Source organism: Aliivibrio wodanis (assembly GCF_052920805.1).
On sequence record NZ_JBREXA010000002.1, the window covers coordinates 1,515,634 to 1,534,042 of the forward strand.

Here is an 18,409-nt window from a genome sequence, read left to right on the forward strand (position 1 = left end):
AATAGAACAGCTATTAGAAATATACTTTCGGGTTGGTAGCGCCCCAGATTACGTATAGCTCAGGCATACTACGACTACTAAATGCTTCCATTTCTTTAGTTTCAATCGTCTCTTCATTTTGAGAGCCGAAAAGAACTACTTCATCACCCGGTTGAACATCGGCAATATCGGTAACATCAACCATCGTTGTATTCATAGATGTCACACCCACTACACTTGCTTTCTGGCCATTAATTAATACATAGCCGTTATTACCAATTGAGCGCACATAACCATCAGAATAGCCTAATGGTAGATTGGCTAAAATTGAATCACGACCTAATACGTAAGTGCTGCTATAACCAATAGTGCTGCCTTTTGGTAAGTAATTTAAAGAGGCTACAGAGGTTTTAAAGCGAACGATACGTTTGTATTCAGGGTTACTTGGCATATCACCGTACAGTAGGCCACCAGGGCGAACCATATCTAAATGAGCTTCTGGTAGGTTAATCGTGGTGTAAGAGTTGGCAACATGTAGAGTGATGTTTTCACGATTTAGCTGAGCTTCATCAATCAGCCATTGGCTTTCTTGTTTAAATAAGTTTAGCTTTGTGCGGATCTCTTCAACTGATTCATTAGGGAAGTGCGTCATGATCCCAACGATATTAACATGACCATTAAAGGCAATATTTAATGCCTCTTTTTTACCTTGTAATTGAGTTAAATCTAACCCATTACGTCCCATGCCACCCGCATTAATTGCTAAGTGAACAGGAATGATTGTATTATTTTTTTTAGCTAACTTTGCAATGGTATTAGCTTGTTCGCTTGAACCAATTAACTCTTCAATTTGGTACTCTAAACCTGATTGAATTTCATTAGGTGTTGCTGCGCGTACACGCATGATTTCACCTTCGAAGCCTTTAGCTCTAACAATACGCGCTTCTTCATTACTCGTAATACCAATGCACTCTACATTGCGATCAATCACTGAAGCCATTAAGCCTTCAATACCATTACCATAAGCATCTGCTTTCATGATTGCACATACTTTTGTATTTTCTGATAATGTTTGTTTTAAGGTATCGATATTATGTTGAAAAGCTTTAGTATCAATTTCTAACCATGCATTGGTTTGTTGAATTTTCTCTTGATTTGTCAAAGTATCTAAAGAAAGTAGAGGCGCAGAAATAGCCACTGAAGGGAAAACTAAACTTAACGCCAACGCACATTTTGTAAATTTCATAAACAACCGTTTCTGTATAATTATTATCTTATAAATTTTGAAATGGAATTATATAGTGCTGCTTTTATAAGCTCTAGATAAAACTACTTATATTACAAGTAGATAAATTACAACCAACAACATAAGAACATACCTAAACGAATGGACTACACTTGATTCTCATTTTATAAACATAAGTATCATTAACACTACAGCCTTTATCTGTATTCTGCTTCTAAATTAAACTTAACTGCTGAAAAGCTTCTTTCTCTTTTAGCATCACACTAACCCCTATTAATCGGATTTCTCGTCCTTTTTGTCTCTCTAATACTTCAATAAGAAGCTCTTCGAAAAAAGGCAATGTAAGACTAGGATGTATATGCTCTATCGTCGTTTGCTGAAAATCGGCAAATTTAATTTTGATGCCTTGCTTCGCAATGCTAGATGAACCATTAGCCTTAAGCAGCCGCTTCTCTAATTCAGGATATAGTCGAGTCTGGATAACAGACCAACACTCATCGAAAGAACTTATGTTATGAGTAAAGGTCCTCTCTACTCCCACTGACTTCCTATTTCTCTCTGTAATCACTTCACGCTCATCAATCCCATGAGATCGTTTCCATAGCGAAGCGCCCATTTTGCCAAATCTTAATAATAGATCTCTCTGCTCACTTTTTTTAACATCACTGCACGTATACAATCCAAATTGATGTAAGCGCTCTAAGCTAACCTTTCCAACTCCTGGTATTTTCTCTAACGGCAATTTATTTATTTCATCCATTACCGTATCTGGAGTGATCACGTATTGTCCGTTTGGCTTATTAAGATCTGAGGCTATCTTTGCTAAGAATTTAAGCGGAGCTATCCCTGCTGAAGCGGTTAATTGTAACTCATTAAAAATATCTTTACGGATCTGCTCAGCAATAAGCGTCGCTGAACCATAGAGAAGTGAGCAATCACTAACATCTAAATACGCTTCATCTAATGAGAGAGGTTCAATTTTATCGGTATAACGACGAAAAATACGGTTAATATGATGGGAGACCTCTTTGTATACCTGCATTCTTCCAGGAACAACAACGAGATTTGGGCACAGTTTCAACGCTTTTCCTGTCGGCATGGCTGAGTGGATACCAAACTTTCTTGCGGCGTAATTACAAGTGCTCAATACACCACGCTGTCTTTCATGACCACCAACGGCTAAAGGAACATTCCGCAGTGCTGGATTATCTCGCATTTCTACTGCTGCATAAAAGCAATCCATATCAATATGAATTATTTTTTTTACTTTATTTAGGGTCATATCAGCACCGATAAGACTGTATATATATACAGCAACAATATCAATTATCACTCCGAGTCTCAATCATTTTATTTCTCATTATCGCAAATATTAAAATGACGCCAAGCTTATTCAAAGCTATGATTCATAGATGAATGTTTCAAAAATGTAGCAGGGAGGTTTTTTTGAGCAGTAATAATATTTTAATTGTTGAAGATAGTCTGACATTCAGAAACTACCTACATCAACAAATTAGCAACTTAGGGTATGAAGTTATTAGTGCTGAGTCTCTTGCTGAAGCGAGACAGATACTCGAAAAGAAAACTGACTTCCTTTGTGCTATATTAGATTATTGTTTGCCAGATGGACAAGATGGTGAAGTAATCGATCTCGCATTAGATAAGCAACAAAGAGTTATCGTTCTAACTGCTATATTCCAAGACGATTTAAGAGAAAGAGTACTCAGTAAAGGTGTTATTGACTATATTTTAAAAGAAAGTCTAGTATCAATTTCATATCTTTTACCCCTCATACAAAGACTGACTAAAAATCATCAACATAAAGTCTTAATTGTTGATGACTCTTCCGTAGTACGAAAGCATATCGACCAATTATTAAAACAATATTACATTCAAACTCTCCAAGCTGAAAATGGAAATCAAGCTATTGATATACTAAAAGAAAATCAAGATATATCATTAATTATTACTGATCATGATATGCCCGAAAAAGATGGGATATCTATGATTCATGAGATTAGATCCGATAATAGTCATAGCCAACTTGCTATTTTAGGTATTTCTGCCAGTGATAGTAAAACCCTCACTGCTCGCTTTTTAAAAGCTGGTGCAAATGATTTCTTGTATAAACCATTTCATTCCTGAAGAGTTTTTTTGCCGTATTCATCAAATACTGCAAATTAAAGAGGCAAATGATGCATTGTTTATCATGGCAAACCAAGATGCTTTGACCAATTTATGGAATCGCCGTTATTTAATGGAGAAAGCCAATACAGGCATTAAACGTCGACATATTGCTATGCTTGATATCGATTTTTTCAAAAAAGTTAATGATACTTATGGTCATGATGCTGGGGATATAACTCTCGTTACAGTTGCTCATATTATGAAAGTTTGCTTCTCTGATAGCCTTGTTGCTCGCTTTGGTGGTGAGGAATTTTTAATTTATTCGGAACTACCATTAAGTGACTTTGTTATTCGATTAAACAAAATGCGAGAACGGCTTGGTAACGTATCAATCCCTTATCACGATCAAGAAATAACAATTACTATCAGTGCAGGTGTATCAGGTATTGAAGGAACATTAGAAGAGCAAATTAAAGATGCTGATGAAAAGCTATATCAAGCAAAGAATAGCGGAAGAAATAAAGTAATTTCTGAAATATAATTGATCAAAGCCTGAAAAACTCTCAGGCTTTGTTTATTACTGATTAAGCAATACGGTCTTTTTCCCAAGCGGCTAACTTCTCAGCTCGAATCGCTTCCTTCGCTTCTCGTTTTTTACGTGCATCGCAAGGCTCAGGGCAATTACATACCTTATCAATCCCAACAGCACCAAGGCCACCACAGCTTCCCTTAACGACTTTACGTTGGACAATATAGCCAATAGCCATTGCACCAATCACCGCAAGAAAAACACCAAATGTAATTAGAAAAGTATTCATCATCTACTCACTTATTTCAAAAAAGGCTTAAAGGCTTCAGAAGCTATTTCTTTAAAGCCATCTTTTGTTTTCACAATCATGAAAACAGGGATATTATTTATATTGGCGATTTCCATGCCTTTCTTTTCACCTAACACCATAAGGCCAGTTGCTAGTCCATCTGCTGTCATTGATGATTTATCAAGCACTGTTACTGAGACCACTTTATTCGCAATTGGTTTACCCGTAATTGGATTGATAATGTGAGAGTAACGGACCCCCTCTTTCTCAAAGTATATACGGTAATCACCAGATGTTGCCACTGCATGATGGCCTGGTTCAATAATTTCTTGGATTGAACGTTCATCTACTGATGGTTTTTCAATCGCGATACGCCACGCAACCTTCTCTTTATTCTTACCTTTAACACGCATCTCACCACCAACTTCAACCATGTAGTTCGTGATACCTAATTCTTCTAAATAATTAGCCACAACATCAACACCCCACCCTTTTGCTATAGTCGATAAATCAACATACAACTCAGGGATGTCTTTAGTTACCGTAGTATCGGTTACACTTAAGTGCTGAATACCAACAATAGCACGACGAGTATTTAATTCATCTTCTGTTGGAACAACTTCAGGGCGAGCTTCTGGGCCAAAACCCCATAAATTAACCAGAGGACCAACGGTTACATCTAGTGCACCTTCCGTTAATTCATTTAATCGGATCGCCTCTCTGATCACCATTGCTGTATCTTTAGACACTGTGAATGGTGTTGAAGCAGTACTTTGATTAAATTGACTTAGCTCTGAATCTTTACGATAAGTCGACATTTGATCATTAACAAGTTCAAGCTTTCTATCTACTTCTACTTGAATAACTTCAGCTGTAGGTAAACCGTCTTGAGCTATAAATTTGATATTATAACTGGTCCCCATAGTTGGACCATTTAAATACACTTGCTCACGCTGTTCACTACAACCCGAAATTAATATTAAAGCACATAGTGCAACGACTACTTTTTTTGCTTTATTTACCATATGAGTACAACTGACAATCACTGTCAACTCCTTAAAACAAACAATACACAGGAATATAAATTTGATAAAACCTATAACCCTGTACTTTGTCTGGTTAAATGTAAACCATTAATACGAAAAAAGGCTGACTCAAAGATGAGTCAGCCAATATTTATTACTTCGTTAGATTAACCACCGAAGTCATCTAGTAAGATGTTTTCATCTTCAACACCAAGATCTTTAAGCATGCCGATTACAGCTGCATTCATCATTGGTGGACCACACATGTAGTATTCACAATCTTCTGGAGCTTCATGATCTTTCAAGTAGTTTTCATAAAGTACGTTGTGAATGAAGCCTGTGTAACCATCCCAGTTATCTTCTGGCATAGGATCAGACAGAGCACAGTGCCATACGAAGTTTTCATTGTTAGCCGCTAGGCCGTCAAAGTCTTCAACGTAGAACATTTCGCGCTTAGAACGAGCACCATACCAGTAAGACATTTTACGTGTTGATTTAAGACGTAAAAGTTGGTCAAAGATATGAGAGCGCATTGGTGCCATACCAGCACCACCACCGATGAATACCATTTCATTATCAGTATCTTTAGCGAAGAACTCACCAAATGGACCAGAAATAGTACATTTGTCGCCTTCTTTTAAAGACCAGATATAAGATGACATAACACCAGGAGCTACATCTGGGTTATTTGGCGGCGGAGTTGCAATACGTACGTTAAGCTTGATGATGCCTTTCTCTTCTGGGTATGAAGCCATAGAGTATGCACGGATCGAATGCTCTTTAACGATTGATTCGTAACGGAACAAGTTAAACTTATCCCAATCACCACGATATTCGTCAGGAACATCGAAATCTGCGTATTTAATGTGATGTGGTTCAGCTTCAATTTGAATGTAACCACCAGCACGGAATGGAACTTCTTCGCCATCTGGGATAGCAAGAGCAAGTTCTTTGATGAAAGTAGCTTCGTTATCATTAGAGATAACCGTACATTCCCACTTTTTAACACCAAAGATTTCTTCAGGAAGTTCAATATCCATGTCAGTTTTCATTGCAACTTGACATGCTAGACGCTCACCTTCACGAGCCTCACCTTTAGAAATGTGATCAAGTTCTGTAGGTAGAATATCACCACCGCCAGATTTTACTTTCACACGACACTGACCACAAGAGCCACCGCCACCACAAGCTGATGATACAAAAATACCAGCGCTACCAAGAGCGTTAAGTAATTTGCTACCAGGCTGTGTAATGATCGCTTTTTCAGGATCACCGTTTACAGAGATAGTAATGTCACCTGATGGCACTAGTTTAGATTTAGCGAATAAAATCACTAAAACTAAAGCCAGTACAATTATGGTAAACATCGCTACACCAAGAATAATGCTTTGCATTTGTTATTCCTTATTACTGGGTGCTTACCCTACAGTTGAACACCAGAGAAAGACATAAAGCCTAACGCCATCAAACCTACTGTAATGAAAGTAATACCTAAGCCACGAAGACCTGGAGGTACATCTGAATACTTCATTTTCTCACGAATACCAGCAAGCGCTACGATAGCCAACATCCAACCAACACCAGAACCAAATCCATAAACCACAGATTCAGCAAAGTTATAGTCACGTTGAACCATGAAAGATACACCACCGAAAATTGCACAGTTAACTGTGATTAACGGAAGGAAAATACCTAACGCATTGTACAAAGGCGGGAAGAAACGGTCTAAGATCATTTCTAGAATTTGCACAAGTGCCGCGATAACACCAATAAAGGTAATAAAGCTAAGGAATGTTAAATCAACACCCGCAACAATCGCATTTTCTTTCAATAAGTAAGTATAAACAAGGTTGTTCAATGGTACTGCGATTGTCAATACAACAACTACAGCAACACCAAGACCAAACGATGTTTTTACTTTCTTAGACACGGCTAAGAAAGTACACATACCCAAGAAGAACGAAAGTGCCATGTTCTCAATGAAGATCGATTTAACAAGTAAACTAATATAATGTTCCATTTCGACCCTACTCCTTCGCTTCTACTTGTTCTGGCTTGATGATACGGATAGCCCAAATCATAAAACCAATTAAGAAGAATGCAGATGGTGCTAGAAGCATTAGACCATTTGGTTGGTACCAGCCACCGTTAGAAACAAGTGGAAGAACCTCAACACCAAACAATTTACCAGAACCTAAAAGTTCACGGAAAAATGCAACTGTCATCAATACAAAACCGTAACCAAGACCGTTACCAATACCATCGATGAATGATGGAAGTGGTGCAGACTTCATTGCGAACGCTTCAGCACGACCCATTACAATACAGTTTGTAATGATCAAACTAACAAATACAGAAAGCTGTTTAGATATATCGTAAAGATATGCTTTCAATACTTGGTCAACAACGATTACCAAAGAGGCAATGATCGCCATCTGAACGATGATACGAACACTGTTTGGCATGTGGTTACGAATTAGCGAAACGAATAAGTTAGATAATGCAGTAACAAACATTACTGCAATTGTCATAACAAAAGCCGTTTCAAGCTTAGTTGTTACAGCCAAAGCTGAACATACACCAAGAACTTGCAGCGCGATTGGGTTGTTATCCAATACCGGTGCTAGAACGCTCTTTTTAATGTCTTTTACGCTCGCCATTAGTTCAGACCTCCATCACGAACTTTAGTTAAGAATGGGCCGAAACCATCATTACCTAACCAGAAGTCAAATGTGTTTTGAACACCGTTACCAGTTAGCGTTGCACCAGAAAGACCATCTACACCGTGCTCAGAACCAGCTGGAGCACCGCCTTTAACGATCTTAATTGCAGGGTTATGATCTGCATCAAACAGAGTTTTTCCTACAAACTGCGCACGCCATGTTGGGTTTTCAACTTCACCACCAAGACCAGGAGTTTCACCTTGCTCATAGTAAGTGATACCAGCAACTGTGTTACCGTCAGTCTCAACTGCAACAAACGCATACATCATTGACCATAAACCAGTACCATGAACAGGTAAGATAACCTTAGATACTGCATCGCCGTCTTTAACTAGGTAAACAACACCTAGGTTTGCACGACGAATGATCTTCGCTTTATCTTGCTCAGAAGTAAGCTTGATCGATTGTTTTGGATCTTTTGATGCTTTACGTTGATCATAAGTAGCAGCATCGCCATCAACAAACTCACCTGTTGTAAAATCAACAAGGCGAGGTTCAATGTTTGCAGCAAACAGTTCAGGAATAGTTCCTTCACCAGTTACACCAGCTACTTCAACAATTTTACTTTGCTTATCAAGCACTGCGTTCGCTTTCTGCTTATCACGCAGGCCAACCGCTGCTGTTGATACAATGATTGAACACACTAGGCTCAAACCAATAACAACACCAAGAGTCTTTTTAATGCTATCGTTATTACTTGCCATAGCGTTTTAGTCTCCGTTTAATATTGCCTTCAACCACAAGATTATCAAACAGTGGAGCAAATAGGTTTGCAAACAGAATAGCTAACATCATACCTTCTGGGTATGCAGGGTTAACTACACGGATCATTACAGCCATACCACCAATTAAAATACCGTACCACCACTTACCTTTGCTGGTAAATGAAGCCGATACTGGGTCTGTTGCCATAAAGATCATACCAAACGCAAAACCACCAAGAACTAGGTGCCAGTGCCAAGGCATGCTAAACATTGCGTTTGTATCAGAACCAATAAGATTAAACAGTGTAGACACTGCAACCATACCAATCATAACACCCGCAATAATACGCCAAGATGCAATACGCATGTAAACGATCATTAGGCCGCCAAGGATCAGTGCAAGCGTTGAAACCTCACCGATTGAACCTGGAATATTACCAATGAATGCGTCCATCCAAGAGATAGTGTTACCAGTGACAGTATTAACTAAGCCACCTTGACCGCCTTGTGCCCATTGGCTAAGTGCTGTAGCACCTGAGAAGCCATCAGCAGCAGTCCAAACTGTATCACCTGAAATTTGAGCTGGGTATGCAAAGAATAAGAATGCACGACCCGCAAGCGCTGGGTTTAGGAAGTTACGACCAGTACCACCAAAGATTTCTTTCGCTACAACAACACCGAAGGTAATACCTAGCGCTGCTTGCCATAGTGGAAGTGTTGGTGGAACGATCAATGCGAAAAGAATAGAAGTAACGAAGAAGCCTTCATTTACTTCATGCTTACGCACCATACAGAACAATACTTCCCAGAATCCACCAACAAGAAACACTGTTGCATAGATAGGTAAGAAGTAAGTTGCACCCAGTAGCATGCTACTGCCCCAACCAGCATCAGCACTTATTGTACCGCCAAGCATTTGAGTCAACCAGTAGTGCCAGTCGCCTGAAATAACAGCAGCCAATTCTGCGCCAGAATACATATGGTCAAGAGCTACAATAGCTTGGTTACCAGCGTTGTACATACCCCAGAACATTGCTGGGAATACTGCAAACCAAACCATGATCATGATACGTTTTAAATCAACACTATCACGTACATGTGAACCACCTTTTGTTACCGTACCTGGTGTATAAAAAAGAGTTGCTGCTGCTTCATACAGAGCAAACCATTTTTCATGTTTTCCGCCAGGTTCGAAATGAGGTTCAATTTTTTCAATAAACTTTAAAAGGCTCATCGATTACCCTCTTCCTTCTCGATGGTATCCAAGATCTCACGAAGCATTGGACCATACTCATATTTACCAGGGCACACATACGTACATAGACCTAGATCATCTTCATCTAATTCTAATGCACCTAAACGTGCAGCACTGTCAACATCACCCGCACAAAGATCACGTAGTAACATTGTTGGTTCCATATCTAATGGCATTACACGTTCGTAATTGCCGATTGGCACCATTGCACGATCACTACCATTGGTAGTTGTCGTCATGTTAAACAGTTGACCTGAGAATACATGGCTTAGGAATGAGCGAGTAACAGAAAATTTGTTTTTACCAGGGACAGCCCAGCCAAACAACTCTTTCTCACGACCTTCACGAAGAACACATACTTGTTGATGGTAACGACCAAGGTAGCCATGAGGGCCAAACGCTTGTGTACCGTTCAATACAGAACCAGAAATGATTCGTACTTCACCAGGCATAACTTCGCTGTCAGTTAATTCAAGCAAGCTAGCACCAGAAATAGTGCGAACTAAGCGAGGATTATTTACTGCAGGTCCAGCTAATGAAACGATTCTGTCCGAGTAAATTTCACCCGTTAAGAATAGTTGACCAAAGGCAATAACGTCTTGGTAGCCGATGCTCCATGCAACATTAGTTGTATCTACAGGATACAAGTAATGCATGTGAGTACCAGCTAATCCTGCTGGATGCGGGCCATCAAATACATGTTCTTCAACATTACTTTGAGAAGAGCGAGGTAAGCTACCTCCTTTCTTACATACATAAACCTTCTCACCTGTTAATACAGATAATAGATCTAAGCCTGCAACGAAAGCATCTTCTTGTTGGTTAATGATCACTTCTGCATCAGCTGCTAGTGGATTAGTATCCATAGCAGTAACAAAGATAGCCTTTGTTTCAGAATCGATCGCTGGAACCTTGCTGAACGGACGAGTACGTAATGCAGTCCATGCACCAGAATCAATAAGCTGCTGCTTAACCGTATCACGATCAAGAGAAGCTAGTTGGTTCGCTGCATAGTTATTAAAAGTAACCTGCTCTTCGCCTTCAACTGCAATAACTACAGATTGAAGTACACGCTTTGCACCACGGTTAATTTCAACAACTTTACCACTTACTGGAGCAGTAAAAATAACACCAGGATTCTTTTTATCAGCAAAAAGAATCTGACCTTTTTTTACTACATCTTCCACACGGACATGCATCGTAGGACGCATACCGATGTACTCTTCGCCAAGCAAGGCGACTTTAGTGATGGATTTACCATCATTAATCACCTGAGTTGGAACTCCTGCAATAGGAAGATCCAAACCCTTTTTTATTGTAATCATACGCACTTGCACTAATTTAATTGGGAAAAAGGATTCTATATAAGACACGACATTACCAATGCACTCAACTCCAACAGAAAAAACCGCCAGAGTTGCAACATTTTAGTAATATGCTTTTTACATAAAGACGAAAAAAGCTATTTTAAGGCGGAAGATTCTAGCATTTTTTATGGTGTAGATGCCATGTTCAATAACTAGATTCCTAATATTTTTTACTATTCGTTGTTAGAAATCATTGAAATAGGTTTAGTATTTTAGAACTAGCGCACAGTTTTTGTTCAAAATCAAAAAATACCACCTTAGTAGCAATTAACTTCATAATTTGTCACTTTTTAACAAATCACATCACAACTCATTTATTTTATGTTAAAAATTAAACATTCGCGTTTCAAATTTAACCTTTTGAGCCACCCATACAATTAGGCGATTGAGGCACTTGTTCCGTTGCTAATGCTTGCCATTCTTCTTCGGTATAAGTATGAATCGCAAGAGCATGAATATGATTCGCCAGCTCATCTGCTAAAATCGCATTTATTATTCTATGACGGGCCAATAAACGCTTTCCTTCAAATTCATCACTAACCACAATCACTTTAAAGTGGCTTTCCGAACCCTCTGGTACATTGTGCATATAACTCTCATTAAGCACTTTTAAGTATGACGGCGATAGTTCTGTACGTAATTTTTGCTCAATTTGATGCTGAATCATATAAATCCCTTCTTTATTTCAATTCTTCTATTTCCACTTTATACACCATTTGCGACAATAGCCAGAAGCGATCCCTATTGAAGAATCTAAATTATGAAAACCGAATTATCTTTGTTTGACCGAAGCTTAAATTTACAGCGTTATCCAAAACGCGCTCAAGAGTTATTACAAGCTTGGGATGCCGGTGACGAATACGTTATCAAACACGTAGAAGAACTAAACTTAGAAGATGGCAAAAACATTCTTATCTTAAACGATAATTTTGGTGCTTTATCTTGTTGGTTCTCTGAAAAACATAACGTCACTATGATGACGGATTCTTTTGTTTCTCAACGTGGTACCTTAAAAAATCTACAACGTAACCAATGTAATCGTGTGCAGCTAATCACTTCAACAGAAGAGATGCCTCAAGGTTTCGATCTTGTTTTAATGCAAATCCCAAAAAACAATCGCATGTTAACTTGGCAATTACAGCAACTTCGTCAATCAATGACGGCTGAGTGTCCAATTATTGCCGTTAATAAGGCCAAAGAAATTCATAGCTCAACACTGGAACTTTTTGAAGATTTTTTAGGTGAAACAAAAACGTCTTTGGCTTGGAAGAAGCACCGTTTAGTTTTATCTAATGCCAATGCAACTAATCCAGCTACTATCGCAGAAGCAGTATGTTGGAGTGTAGATAATGAAGATATTGATCTTTTAAACTACCCTAATGTCTACTCTGGTGAACGTTTAGATCAAGGCGCTCGTTTTCTACTTGAGCATATCCCTGTTGATCCAGAACTTCGTCATATTATTGATTTAGGCTGTGGTAATGGTGTGCTTAGTGTGAAAGCTGCACAATTAAACCCAGAAGCTCGAATCACCTGTATTGATGAAAGCTTTATGGCAGTCGAGTCTGCTCGTCGTAATTTAGAAGTAAATCTGGGTAAAGAGCGTCAATTTCAATTTATCGCCAATAACTGTTTAGATGGATTTAAAAAACACAGTAGCTATTTAGTACTTTGTAATCCTCCTTTCCATCAAGGACAAGCCATTACTGATCATATCGCTTGGCAAATGTTCTGTGATGCTAAGCACATCTTATGCAAAGAAGGTAAATTATTAGTTATTGGAAACCGTCATCTTGATTATGATGATAAGTTATGCCGTTTATTTGGTGAAGAGAACGTCACCACTATTGCTAGTAATTCAAAATTCGTTATTTTAGAAGCTGTTAAAGCTGAAAAATCAAAATAAAAGGATATTCCAATGAAAAAGGCCATTATTGCCCTTTCTGCACTTTTCTTAGCTGCTTGTACTGCACCCTCTGATCCTCAATTGGATATCAAACCAGTAGCATCAAGCAATGCACATCAGATTGTTGATGGTGTAAAACTAACACTAGATAGTAGCGATTTACGTACTGCACAATACGTTGCCGTAATTGATAACGGACGTCAAAATGTTCAGCCGATTCATTCTCAGCAGAACCTGCGTGTTACTCTTGAAGATGTGCTATCAGATCAATTAAAAAAACAAGGCTTCATCATTACCGTTGATAGTGATAACACACTACGCTTAGATATTATCGAAGTATTAGTTAACGTTCAGCACTCATTAATGAGTAATGAAATGAATACACAAGTTAAACTGCAAATTACCGCTGAAACAGCACAAGGGAAATTTGTAAAAACCTACAACGGAGTATCTGAAAGATCAGGTTCAATGAGCGCTGATAATCAAGATATTGAATTAGTTCTTAATGACCTTCTTAATGCAGTACTAGATAAGATCGCTGTTGATGAAGAACTACAAACCTACATTAAAGGCAACTTCTAATGATGAAATGGACATCTAAAGCAGCTCTATTAATTGCTGCCTTGGGTTTTACTCAGGCAGCCGTTGCTGAATCTGTAAAATTTGAGACTACATTAGGTAATTTTACTGTAGAGCTTAACTCAGAAAAAGCACCTATTTCTGTAGCTAACTTTCTACGCTATGTAGAAGATGGCAGTTATGTTGGTACTCAATTCCACCGAGTTATTCCTGGGTTTATGGCTCAAGGCGGTGGTTTTGATAAAGATATGACTAAAAAATCAAGTTATGCCCCTATTAAAAATGAAGGCAGCAACGGTTTAGATAACGATACAGCAACAATCGCAATGGCTCGAACCAACGCACCAGATTCTGCAACTCGTCAATTCTATATTAATCTGAGTGACAATGGCTTCTTAAATGCAAACCAACGTCCACCAGGTTATGCTGTATTTGGTAAAGTAACTCAAGGTTTTGATGTTATTCAAAAAATGGCAACTAAAAAAACCAAAGCTCTACCTAATGGTATGCGTGACATTCCAATTGAACCAATTATCATAACTAAAGCAACACTGATTAAATAACTTAGTTTAGTATTGATTTAATTTCATTATCAAAGCAGCTTACGAGCTGCTTTGTTTTTTCTCATATAAATATAAGAACAAGGAGCGTTTCATGTCTCAATCCATGCAATGGAAATCAGCGATTAAAAGCTACATGGATAAACGTCTACTTTGGGTTTTCATGCTTGGTTGCTCTAGTGGTTTCCCGTGGGTATTGATTGGTTCTAACATGTCTGGTTGGCTAAAAGACGCAGGCTTAACTCGTGCTGCGATTGGCTACTTTGGTTCTGTATTCGCAGTATATGCGATTAACTTTATGTGGGCACCTCTCGTTGACCGAGTAAAAATCCCATTTTTAGGAGATAAATTAGGTCAACGCCGTAGTTGGATTTTTCTTTGCCAAACTATCGTTTTATTTTGTACCTTACAAATTGCAGGCTTAGATCCATCAAATAATCTGGCATTAACCTCGATGTTCGCCCTTGCTATTGCGACGGCATCTGCAACCCAAGATGTCGCGATTGATGCTTTCCGTATTGATACCTTTCCTAAATCAGAATCAACCAAAATGCCACAAGCTTCTGCAATGGCCGTTATTGGTTGGTGGACAGGCTATTCATTACCGGGTTATTTAGCGTTTGTTAATGCAGATAATATTGGTTGGAATGGCGTCTATTATGGAATGGCTGGCATTGTAGCTTTACTCATGGTCTTTACTTTGCTTGTTGGTGAGCCAAAAACCAAACGTGATGCGCTACAACATGAAGCCGAGGAACGTCATAATAAATTAATCGGGTCTAAGACTACTGCTTGGTTTACCGTAACCGTTATTGAACCATTTTATGATTTCTTTAATCGTAATGGTGTCAAAACTGCTTGTACTCTATTACTGTTTGTTTTTCTTTTTAAAATTGGTGAAGCTTTCCTAGGCAGAATGTCGATCACCTTCTACAAAGAAATTGGATTCAGTAATGAGCAGATTGGCTACTACTCAAAATTAATTGGTTGGGGAGCTACGGTCTTCTTTACCTTATTGGGAAGCTTGATTAATGTACGATTTGGCGTTATCAAAGGCTTAATGATCGGCGGTATTGCGATGGCAGCAAGTAATTTAATGTTTGCCCTAATTGCCAATGTAGGACCAAATGAGCATTTATTCTTAGCGACAATCCTTGTTGATAATTTCACTACTGCATTTTCAACTGTTGCATTTGTATCTTTCTTAACCATATTAACGGGAGAGGCTTTCTCTGCCACTCAATATGCACTTCTTGCCTCTTTAGGTAACCTAGGTCGAACGACCCTTGCTTCCTTTAGTGGAGAGCTTGCTGATTATCTAAATAGTTGGCCTCTGTTCTTTATATTAACTGCTGTGATGGTAATCCCAAGTTTGATCATGTTACTTATGCTTAAAGGGCATTTCAAAGCCCTGCTTGATAAAGCTCAAAATTCTTAAAACAGCTAATAAATAACAATTGCCAATTCAAAGCTCCTTTACTTAAGGAGCTTTTTAGTTTTAGTTCACAAATTTATGTCAGGATAATGTCAATTTATCGACATAAATCACAAAATTAAAGATGTTAACTCTACAAGTAAGATCGGGATCAACATATAACATAGCAGTTACATAAATTGCATTTAAAAAAGTGAACTTTATCTATAATATGAACGCAACTTAAAGCAGTGCGATAATACTGTTTTTTATTTTTAGTAATACATAACCGTAGAGATGCCATTATGCGTAAATCCCTTTTAGCTCTATCTGTGCTTGCTACTCTTTCTGCACCTACTTTCGCTGCTGATTACAGCGATGGTGACACTCATAAAAATGATTACAAATGGATGCAGTTTAACCTAATGGGTGCATTCGATGAGAAACCTGGGGAATCAAGCCACGATTACCTAGAAATGGAATTTGGTGGTCGCTCGGGCATCTTTGACCTTTATGGTTATGTTGATATTTTTAACCTAACATCAGATAAAAGCAGTGATAAAGCTGGCGCAGCGAAATCATTCATGAAATTTGCACCACGTATGTCTCTAGATGGACTAACTGGTACTGATTTATCTATGGGCCCAATTCAAGAGTTATACGTTGCTACTCTTTTTGAATGGTCTGGTGATGCTGAAAGTACTTTCGGTGTAAATAATACGAAAGTAGGTTTAGGCTCAGATGTAATGGTTCCATGGCTTGGTAAAATTGGTCTAAACCTTTATGGTTTTTATGACATGAACCAAAAGGATTGGAACGGCTACCAAGTATCTGCTAACTGGTTCAAACCTTTCTACTTCTTCGAGAATGGTTCATTCATCTCTTACCAAGGTTACATCGATTACCAATTTGGTATGGAAGAAGAAATGGGCTCTACTGCAAGTAATGGTGGTGCTATGTTCAATGGTATTTACTGGCACTCAGATCAGTTCGCTGTTGGTTACGGCTTAAAAGCATATAAAGATGTTTATGGAATTAAAGATACCGATGCATTTGAATCTTCAGGTGTAGCACACTACGTAGCAGTAACTTACAAGTTCTAATTTAATTTAGACTTCCTATTTTACAAAGGCGCTCATCATGAGCGCCTTTGTTTTTTCTAGCAAACCCATTACACTACTTTCATTATTGATACTTAATGGATAGTCGCGTGAATATCACCATTCTTGGCCCAGGAGCTGTCGGCTCTTTATGGGCGTGTTATCTTCAAAAAGCAGGGCATAATGTCTCGTTATGGACAAGAAAATCAACGCCTTCTGAACTTTCTCTTTCTTTAAATTCACAAGAAAACTCTTCGCATACTTTTTCTTGTAACGACAAAGAATCACTCATTCATTGTGATTTACTTTTTATTACCGTTAAAGCTTGGCAAGTAGAAAGCGCACTACTCCCCTTACTTCCATTATTATCACAAGAAACCATATTGCTCTTTATGCACAATGGCATGGGCGCTATTGATAATATTAAAGAAAAAATAAACCACCACCCTATTTTACAAGCGACTACGACACATGGAGCATTAAAAGAGAATAATCACACCGTAAAACATACTGGTTTGGGTCATACCGTCATTGGGCCATTTAACCTATTGGGTAATCAATGCCAATTTATCCAAGACGTGCTTACTCATAGCTTACCAAGTATTGAATGGAACTCTGGGATTGAAATTGCACTATGGAAAAAGCTTGCCATTAACTGTGCGATTAATCCACTAACGGCGATTCATCAATGTAAAAATGGGCAATTATCTCAGCCAGATATTCACCAAGATGTCATTCGTATTTGCAGTGAAGTACAACAAGTATTACAACAAGAAAATGTCGAGTGGACAGAAACAGAACTAGTTTCAATGGTAAATCAAGTAATATCAGCGACCTCTGAAAACTACTCCTCGATGAATCGTGATTGCTTTTATCAACGAAAAACTGAAATAGATAATATTACTGGTTATCTATTACAAAAAGCAGAGCAGCATGGTATTTCAGCACCAACTAACCAAACGTTATATAATCAAATAAAACAATTAGAAGAGAACACACTATGACAACAAAAATTCTCGTATGCCTTGCTCCTGGAACCGAAGAGCTCGAAGCTATCACGGTAATTGATATTCTAGAACGCGCTAAATTTGATGTAACGATTGCCAGTACCGCTTTTGATGGTGCATTAACCATGAAAGCAGCACAACGAGTCACTCTTACTGCTGACGTAAAATTAGTTGAAGTGGCTGATGAAGAGTTTGATTGTATTGTGCTTCCCGGCGGTCTTAAAGGTGCTGAAAATTTCAGAGACAGTCCACTTCTGATAGAAATGTTAAAGCAACAGAAATACGATGAAAAATGGGTTGCTGCTATTTGTGCTGCTCCAGCAATCGTTCTTCAACATCACAATTTATATCCTGATGCGCGAATGACTTGCTATCCTAGCTTTATGGATACTATCCCAAAAGACAACTTACGTATTAAACGTGTATTTACTGATGTCTTAAATCACTTAATTACTAGCCAAGGTCCTGGCTCTGCACTTGAATTTGCAATGGAAATCGTCACATTACTGGGTGGCAAAGAACTAACAGCAAAATTAGCGGCTGATTTAGTGACACTACCAAACTTAAATTATCATCAAATCTAATAAAGCTACCCTACC

Annotated in this window: 18 protein-coding genes and 1 pseudogene; 8 read left to right on the forward strand and 11 right to left on the reverse strand. The window is 38.3% G+C overall.

Annotation, left to right across the window (positions count from 1 at the left end):
• Positions 1-13: 13 nt before the first annotated feature.
• Together alr and dinB are read right to left on the reverse strand one after the other, a co-directional pair.
• Positions 14-1,225, reverse strand: a complete 1,212-nt coding sequence (gene alr / locus ACU5DF_RS14885) for an alanine racemase (protein WP_446713412.1) — start codon at positions 1,223-1,225, stop codon at positions 14-16.
• A gap of 214 nt (positions 1,226-1,439) precedes the next feature.
• A complete protein-coding gene (gene dinB / locus ACU5DF_RS14890) occupies positions 1,440-2,507 on the reverse strand; it encodes a DNA polymerase IV (RefSeq protein WP_446714252.1) in 1,068 nt (355 codons plus the stop codon).
• A gap of 134 nt (positions 2,508-2,641) precedes the next feature.
• On the opposite strand from dinB, the pseudogene ACU5DF_RS14895 reads away from it, so the two are divergent.
• Positions 2,642-3,893 (forward strand): annotated as a pseudogene (locus ACU5DF_RS14895) (response regulator).
• 43 nt (positions 3,894-3,936) lie between these two features.
• Here the strand turns inward: ACU5DF_RS14895 and nqrM are convergent.
• The 9 genes from nqrM to bolA form a co-directional block, all read right to left on the reverse strand.
• Positions 3,937-4,170, reverse strand: coding sequence for a (Na+)-NQR maturation NqrM (gene nqrM / locus ACU5DF_RS14900; RefSeq protein ID WP_045103268.1), 234 nt, complete (start codon positions 4,168-4,170; stop codon positions 3,937-3,939).
• An 11-nt stretch (positions 4,171-4,181) separates the two neighbouring features.
• A complete protein-coding gene (locus tag ACU5DF_RS14905; RefSeq protein ID WP_446714253.1) occupies positions 4,182-5,195 on the reverse strand; it encodes an FAD:protein FMN transferase in 1,014 nt (337 codons plus the stop codon).
• Between the two features lie 167 nt (positions 5,196-5,362).
• Positions 5,363-6,589 (reverse strand): NADH:ubiquinone reductase (Na(+)-transporting) subunit F, encoded by a 1,227-nt coding sequence (nqrF, locus tag ACU5DF_RS14910; protein ID WP_446713413.1) that lies wholly within the window; start codon positions 6,587-6,589, stop codon positions 5,363-5,365.
• A gap of 29 nt (positions 6,590-6,618) precedes the next feature.
• Positions 6,619-7,215 (reverse strand): NADH:ubiquinone reductase (Na(+)-transporting) subunit E, encoded by a 597-nt coding sequence (gene nqrE / locus ACU5DF_RS14915; RefSeq protein WP_045101477.1) that lies wholly within the window; start codon positions 7,213-7,215, stop codon positions 6,619-6,621.
• 7 nt (positions 7,216-7,222) lie between these two features.
• The gene (locus ACU5DF_RS14920; protein WP_122035799.1) at positions 7,223-7,855 is read right to left on the reverse strand and encodes an NADH:ubiquinone reductase (Na(+)-transporting) subunit D; all 633 of its coding nucleotides are present in this window, start codon (positions 7,853-7,855) and stop codon (positions 7,223-7,225) included.
• Positions 7,855-8,622, reverse strand: a complete 768-nt coding sequence (locus ACU5DF_RS14925) for a Na(+)-translocating NADH-quinone reductase subunit C (protein WP_446713414.1) — start codon at positions 8,620-8,622, stop codon at positions 7,855-7,857. Before ACU5DF_RS14925 ends, ACU5DF_RS14920 begins: the two co-directional genes overlap by 1 nt.
• Positions 8,612-9,856: an NADH:ubiquinone reductase (Na(+)-transporting) subunit B gene (locus ACU5DF_RS14930; protein WP_446713415.1), complete on the reverse strand. Its 1,245-nt coding sequence runs from the start codon at positions 9,854-9,856 to the stop codon at positions 8,612-8,614. Before ACU5DF_RS14930 ends, ACU5DF_RS14925 begins: the two co-directional genes overlap by 11 nt.
• Positions 9,853-11,202, reverse strand: coding sequence for a Na(+)-translocating NADH-quinone reductase subunit A (locus ACU5DF_RS14935; RefSeq protein ID WP_446713416.1), 1,350 nt, complete (start codon positions 11,200-11,202; stop codon positions 9,853-9,855). The genes ACU5DF_RS14930 and ACU5DF_RS14935 overlap by 4 nt, the downstream gene beginning before the upstream one ends.
• A gap of 394 nt (positions 11,203-11,596) precedes the next feature.
• A complete protein-coding gene (gene bolA / locus ACU5DF_RS14940; RefSeq protein WP_045101473.1) occupies positions 11,597-11,911 on the reverse strand; it encodes a transcriptional regulator BolA in 315 nt (104 codons plus the stop codon).
• 93 nt (positions 11,912-12,004) lie between these two features.
• Between bolA and ACU5DF_RS14945 the strand changes: the two genes are divergently transcribed.
• From ACU5DF_RS14945 to ACU5DF_RS14975, 7 genes are all read left to right on the forward strand, one after another.
• On the forward strand, positions 12,005-13,150 hold the full coding sequence (locus ACU5DF_RS14945) for a methyltransferase (RefSeq protein ID WP_045101472.1): 1,146 nt from the start codon (positions 12,005-12,007) through the stop codon (positions 13,148-13,150).
• A 12-nt stretch (positions 13,151-13,162) separates the two neighbouring features.
• Positions 13,163-13,732, forward strand: coding sequence for a YajG family lipoprotein (locus tag ACU5DF_RS14950; RefSeq protein ID WP_045101471.1), 570 nt, complete (start codon positions 13,163-13,165; stop codon positions 13,730-13,732).
• Positions 13,732-14,292, forward strand: a complete 561-nt coding sequence (locus tag ACU5DF_RS14955) for a peptidylprolyl isomerase (RefSeq protein ID WP_045101470.1) — start codon at positions 13,732-13,734, stop codon at positions 14,290-14,292. Before ACU5DF_RS14950 ends, ACU5DF_RS14955 begins: the two co-directional genes overlap by 1 nt.
• A 91-nt stretch (positions 14,293-14,383) precedes the next feature.
• On the forward strand, positions 14,384-15,727 hold the full coding sequence (locus ACU5DF_RS14960) for an AmpG family muropeptide MFS transporter (RefSeq protein WP_446713417.1): 1,344 nt from the start codon (positions 14,384-14,386) through the stop codon (positions 15,725-15,727).
• Positions 15,728-16,008: 281 nt separating this feature from the next.
• On the forward strand, positions 16,009-16,806 hold the full coding sequence (locus tag ACU5DF_RS14965; RefSeq protein WP_045101468.1) for a nucleoside-specific channel-forming Tsx family protein: 798 nt from the start codon (positions 16,009-16,011) through the stop codon (positions 16,804-16,806).
• 107 nt (positions 16,807-16,913) lie between these two features.
• Positions 16,914-17,807: a 2-dehydropantoate 2-reductase gene (gene panE / locus ACU5DF_RS14970; protein ID WP_446713418.1), complete on the forward strand. Its 894-nt coding sequence runs from the start codon at positions 16,914-16,916 to the stop codon at positions 17,805-17,807.
• Positions 17,804-18,394, forward strand: coding sequence for a DJ-1 family glyoxalase III (locus tag ACU5DF_RS14975; protein ID WP_446713419.1), 591 nt, complete (start codon positions 17,804-17,806; stop codon positions 18,392-18,394). Before panE ends, ACU5DF_RS14975 begins: the two co-directional genes overlap by 4 nt.
• Positions 18,395-18,409: the final 15 nt, after the last annotated feature.

Excerpts from the sequence above, each read along its gene's own strand:
- alr (WP_446713412.1), bottom strand. The coding sequence starts at position 1,225 with ATGAAATTTACAAAATGTGCGTTGGCGTTAAGTTTAGTTTTCCCTTCA.
- dinB (WP_446714252.1), bottom strand. The coding sequence starts at position 2,507 with ATGACCCTAAATAAAGTAAAAAAAATAATTCATATTGATATGGATTGC.
- nqrM (WP_045103268.1), bottom strand. The coding sequence starts at position 4,170 with ATGAATACTTTTCTAATTACATTTGGTGTTTTTCTTGCGGTGATTGGT.
- ACU5DF_RS14905 (WP_446714253.1), bottom strand. The coding sequence starts at position 5,195 with ATGGTAAATAAAGCAAAAAAAGTAGTCGTTGCACTATGTGCTTTAATA.
- nqrF (WP_446713413.1), bottom strand. The coding sequence starts at position 6,589 with ATGCAAAGCATTATTCTTGGTGTAGCGATGTTTACCATAATTGTACTG.
- nqrE (WP_045101477.1), bottom strand. The coding sequence starts at position 7,215 with ATGGAACATTATATTAGTTTACTTGTTAAATCGATCTTCATTGAGAAC.
- ACU5DF_RS14920 (WP_122035799.1), bottom strand. The coding sequence starts at position 7,855 with ATGGCGAGCGTAAAAGACATTAAAAAGAGCGTTCTAGCACCGGTATTG.
- ACU5DF_RS14925 (WP_446713414.1), bottom strand. The coding sequence starts at position 8,622 with ATGGCAAGTAATAACGATAGCATTAAAAAGACTCTTGGTGTTGTTATT.
- ACU5DF_RS14930 (WP_446713415.1), bottom strand. The coding sequence starts at position 9,856 with ATGAGCCTTTTAAAGTTTATTGAAAAAATTGAACCTCATTTCGAACCT.
- ACU5DF_RS14935 (WP_446713416.1), bottom strand. The coding sequence starts at position 11,202 with ATGATTACAATAAAAAAGGGTTTGGATCTTCCTATTGCAGGAGTTCCA.
- bolA (WP_045101473.1), bottom strand. The coding sequence starts at position 11,911 with ATGATTCAGCATCAAATTGAGCAAAAATTACGTACAGAACTATCGCCG.
- ACU5DF_RS14945 (WP_045101472.1), top strand. The coding sequence starts at position 12,005 with ATGAAAACCGAATTATCTTTGTTTGACCGAAGCTTAAATTTACAGCGT.
- ACU5DF_RS14950 (WP_045101471.1), top strand. The coding sequence starts at position 13,163 with ATGAAAAAGGCCATTATTGCCCTTTCTGCACTTTTCTTAGCTGCTTGT.
- ACU5DF_RS14955 (WP_045101470.1), top strand. The coding sequence starts at position 13,732 with ATGATGAAATGGACATCTAAAGCAGCTCTATTAATTGCTGCCTTGGGT.
- ACU5DF_RS14960 (WP_446713417.1), top strand. The coding sequence starts at position 14,384 with ATGTCTCAATCCATGCAATGGAAATCAGCGATTAAAAGCTACATGGAT.
- ACU5DF_RS14965 (WP_045101468.1), top strand. The coding sequence starts at position 16,009 with ATGCGTAAATCCCTTTTAGCTCTATCTGTGCTTGCTACTCTTTCTGCA.
- ACU5DF_RS14975 (WP_446713419.1), top strand. The coding sequence starts at position 17,804 with ATGACAACAAAAATTCTCGTATGCCTTGCTCCTGGAACCGAAGAGCTC.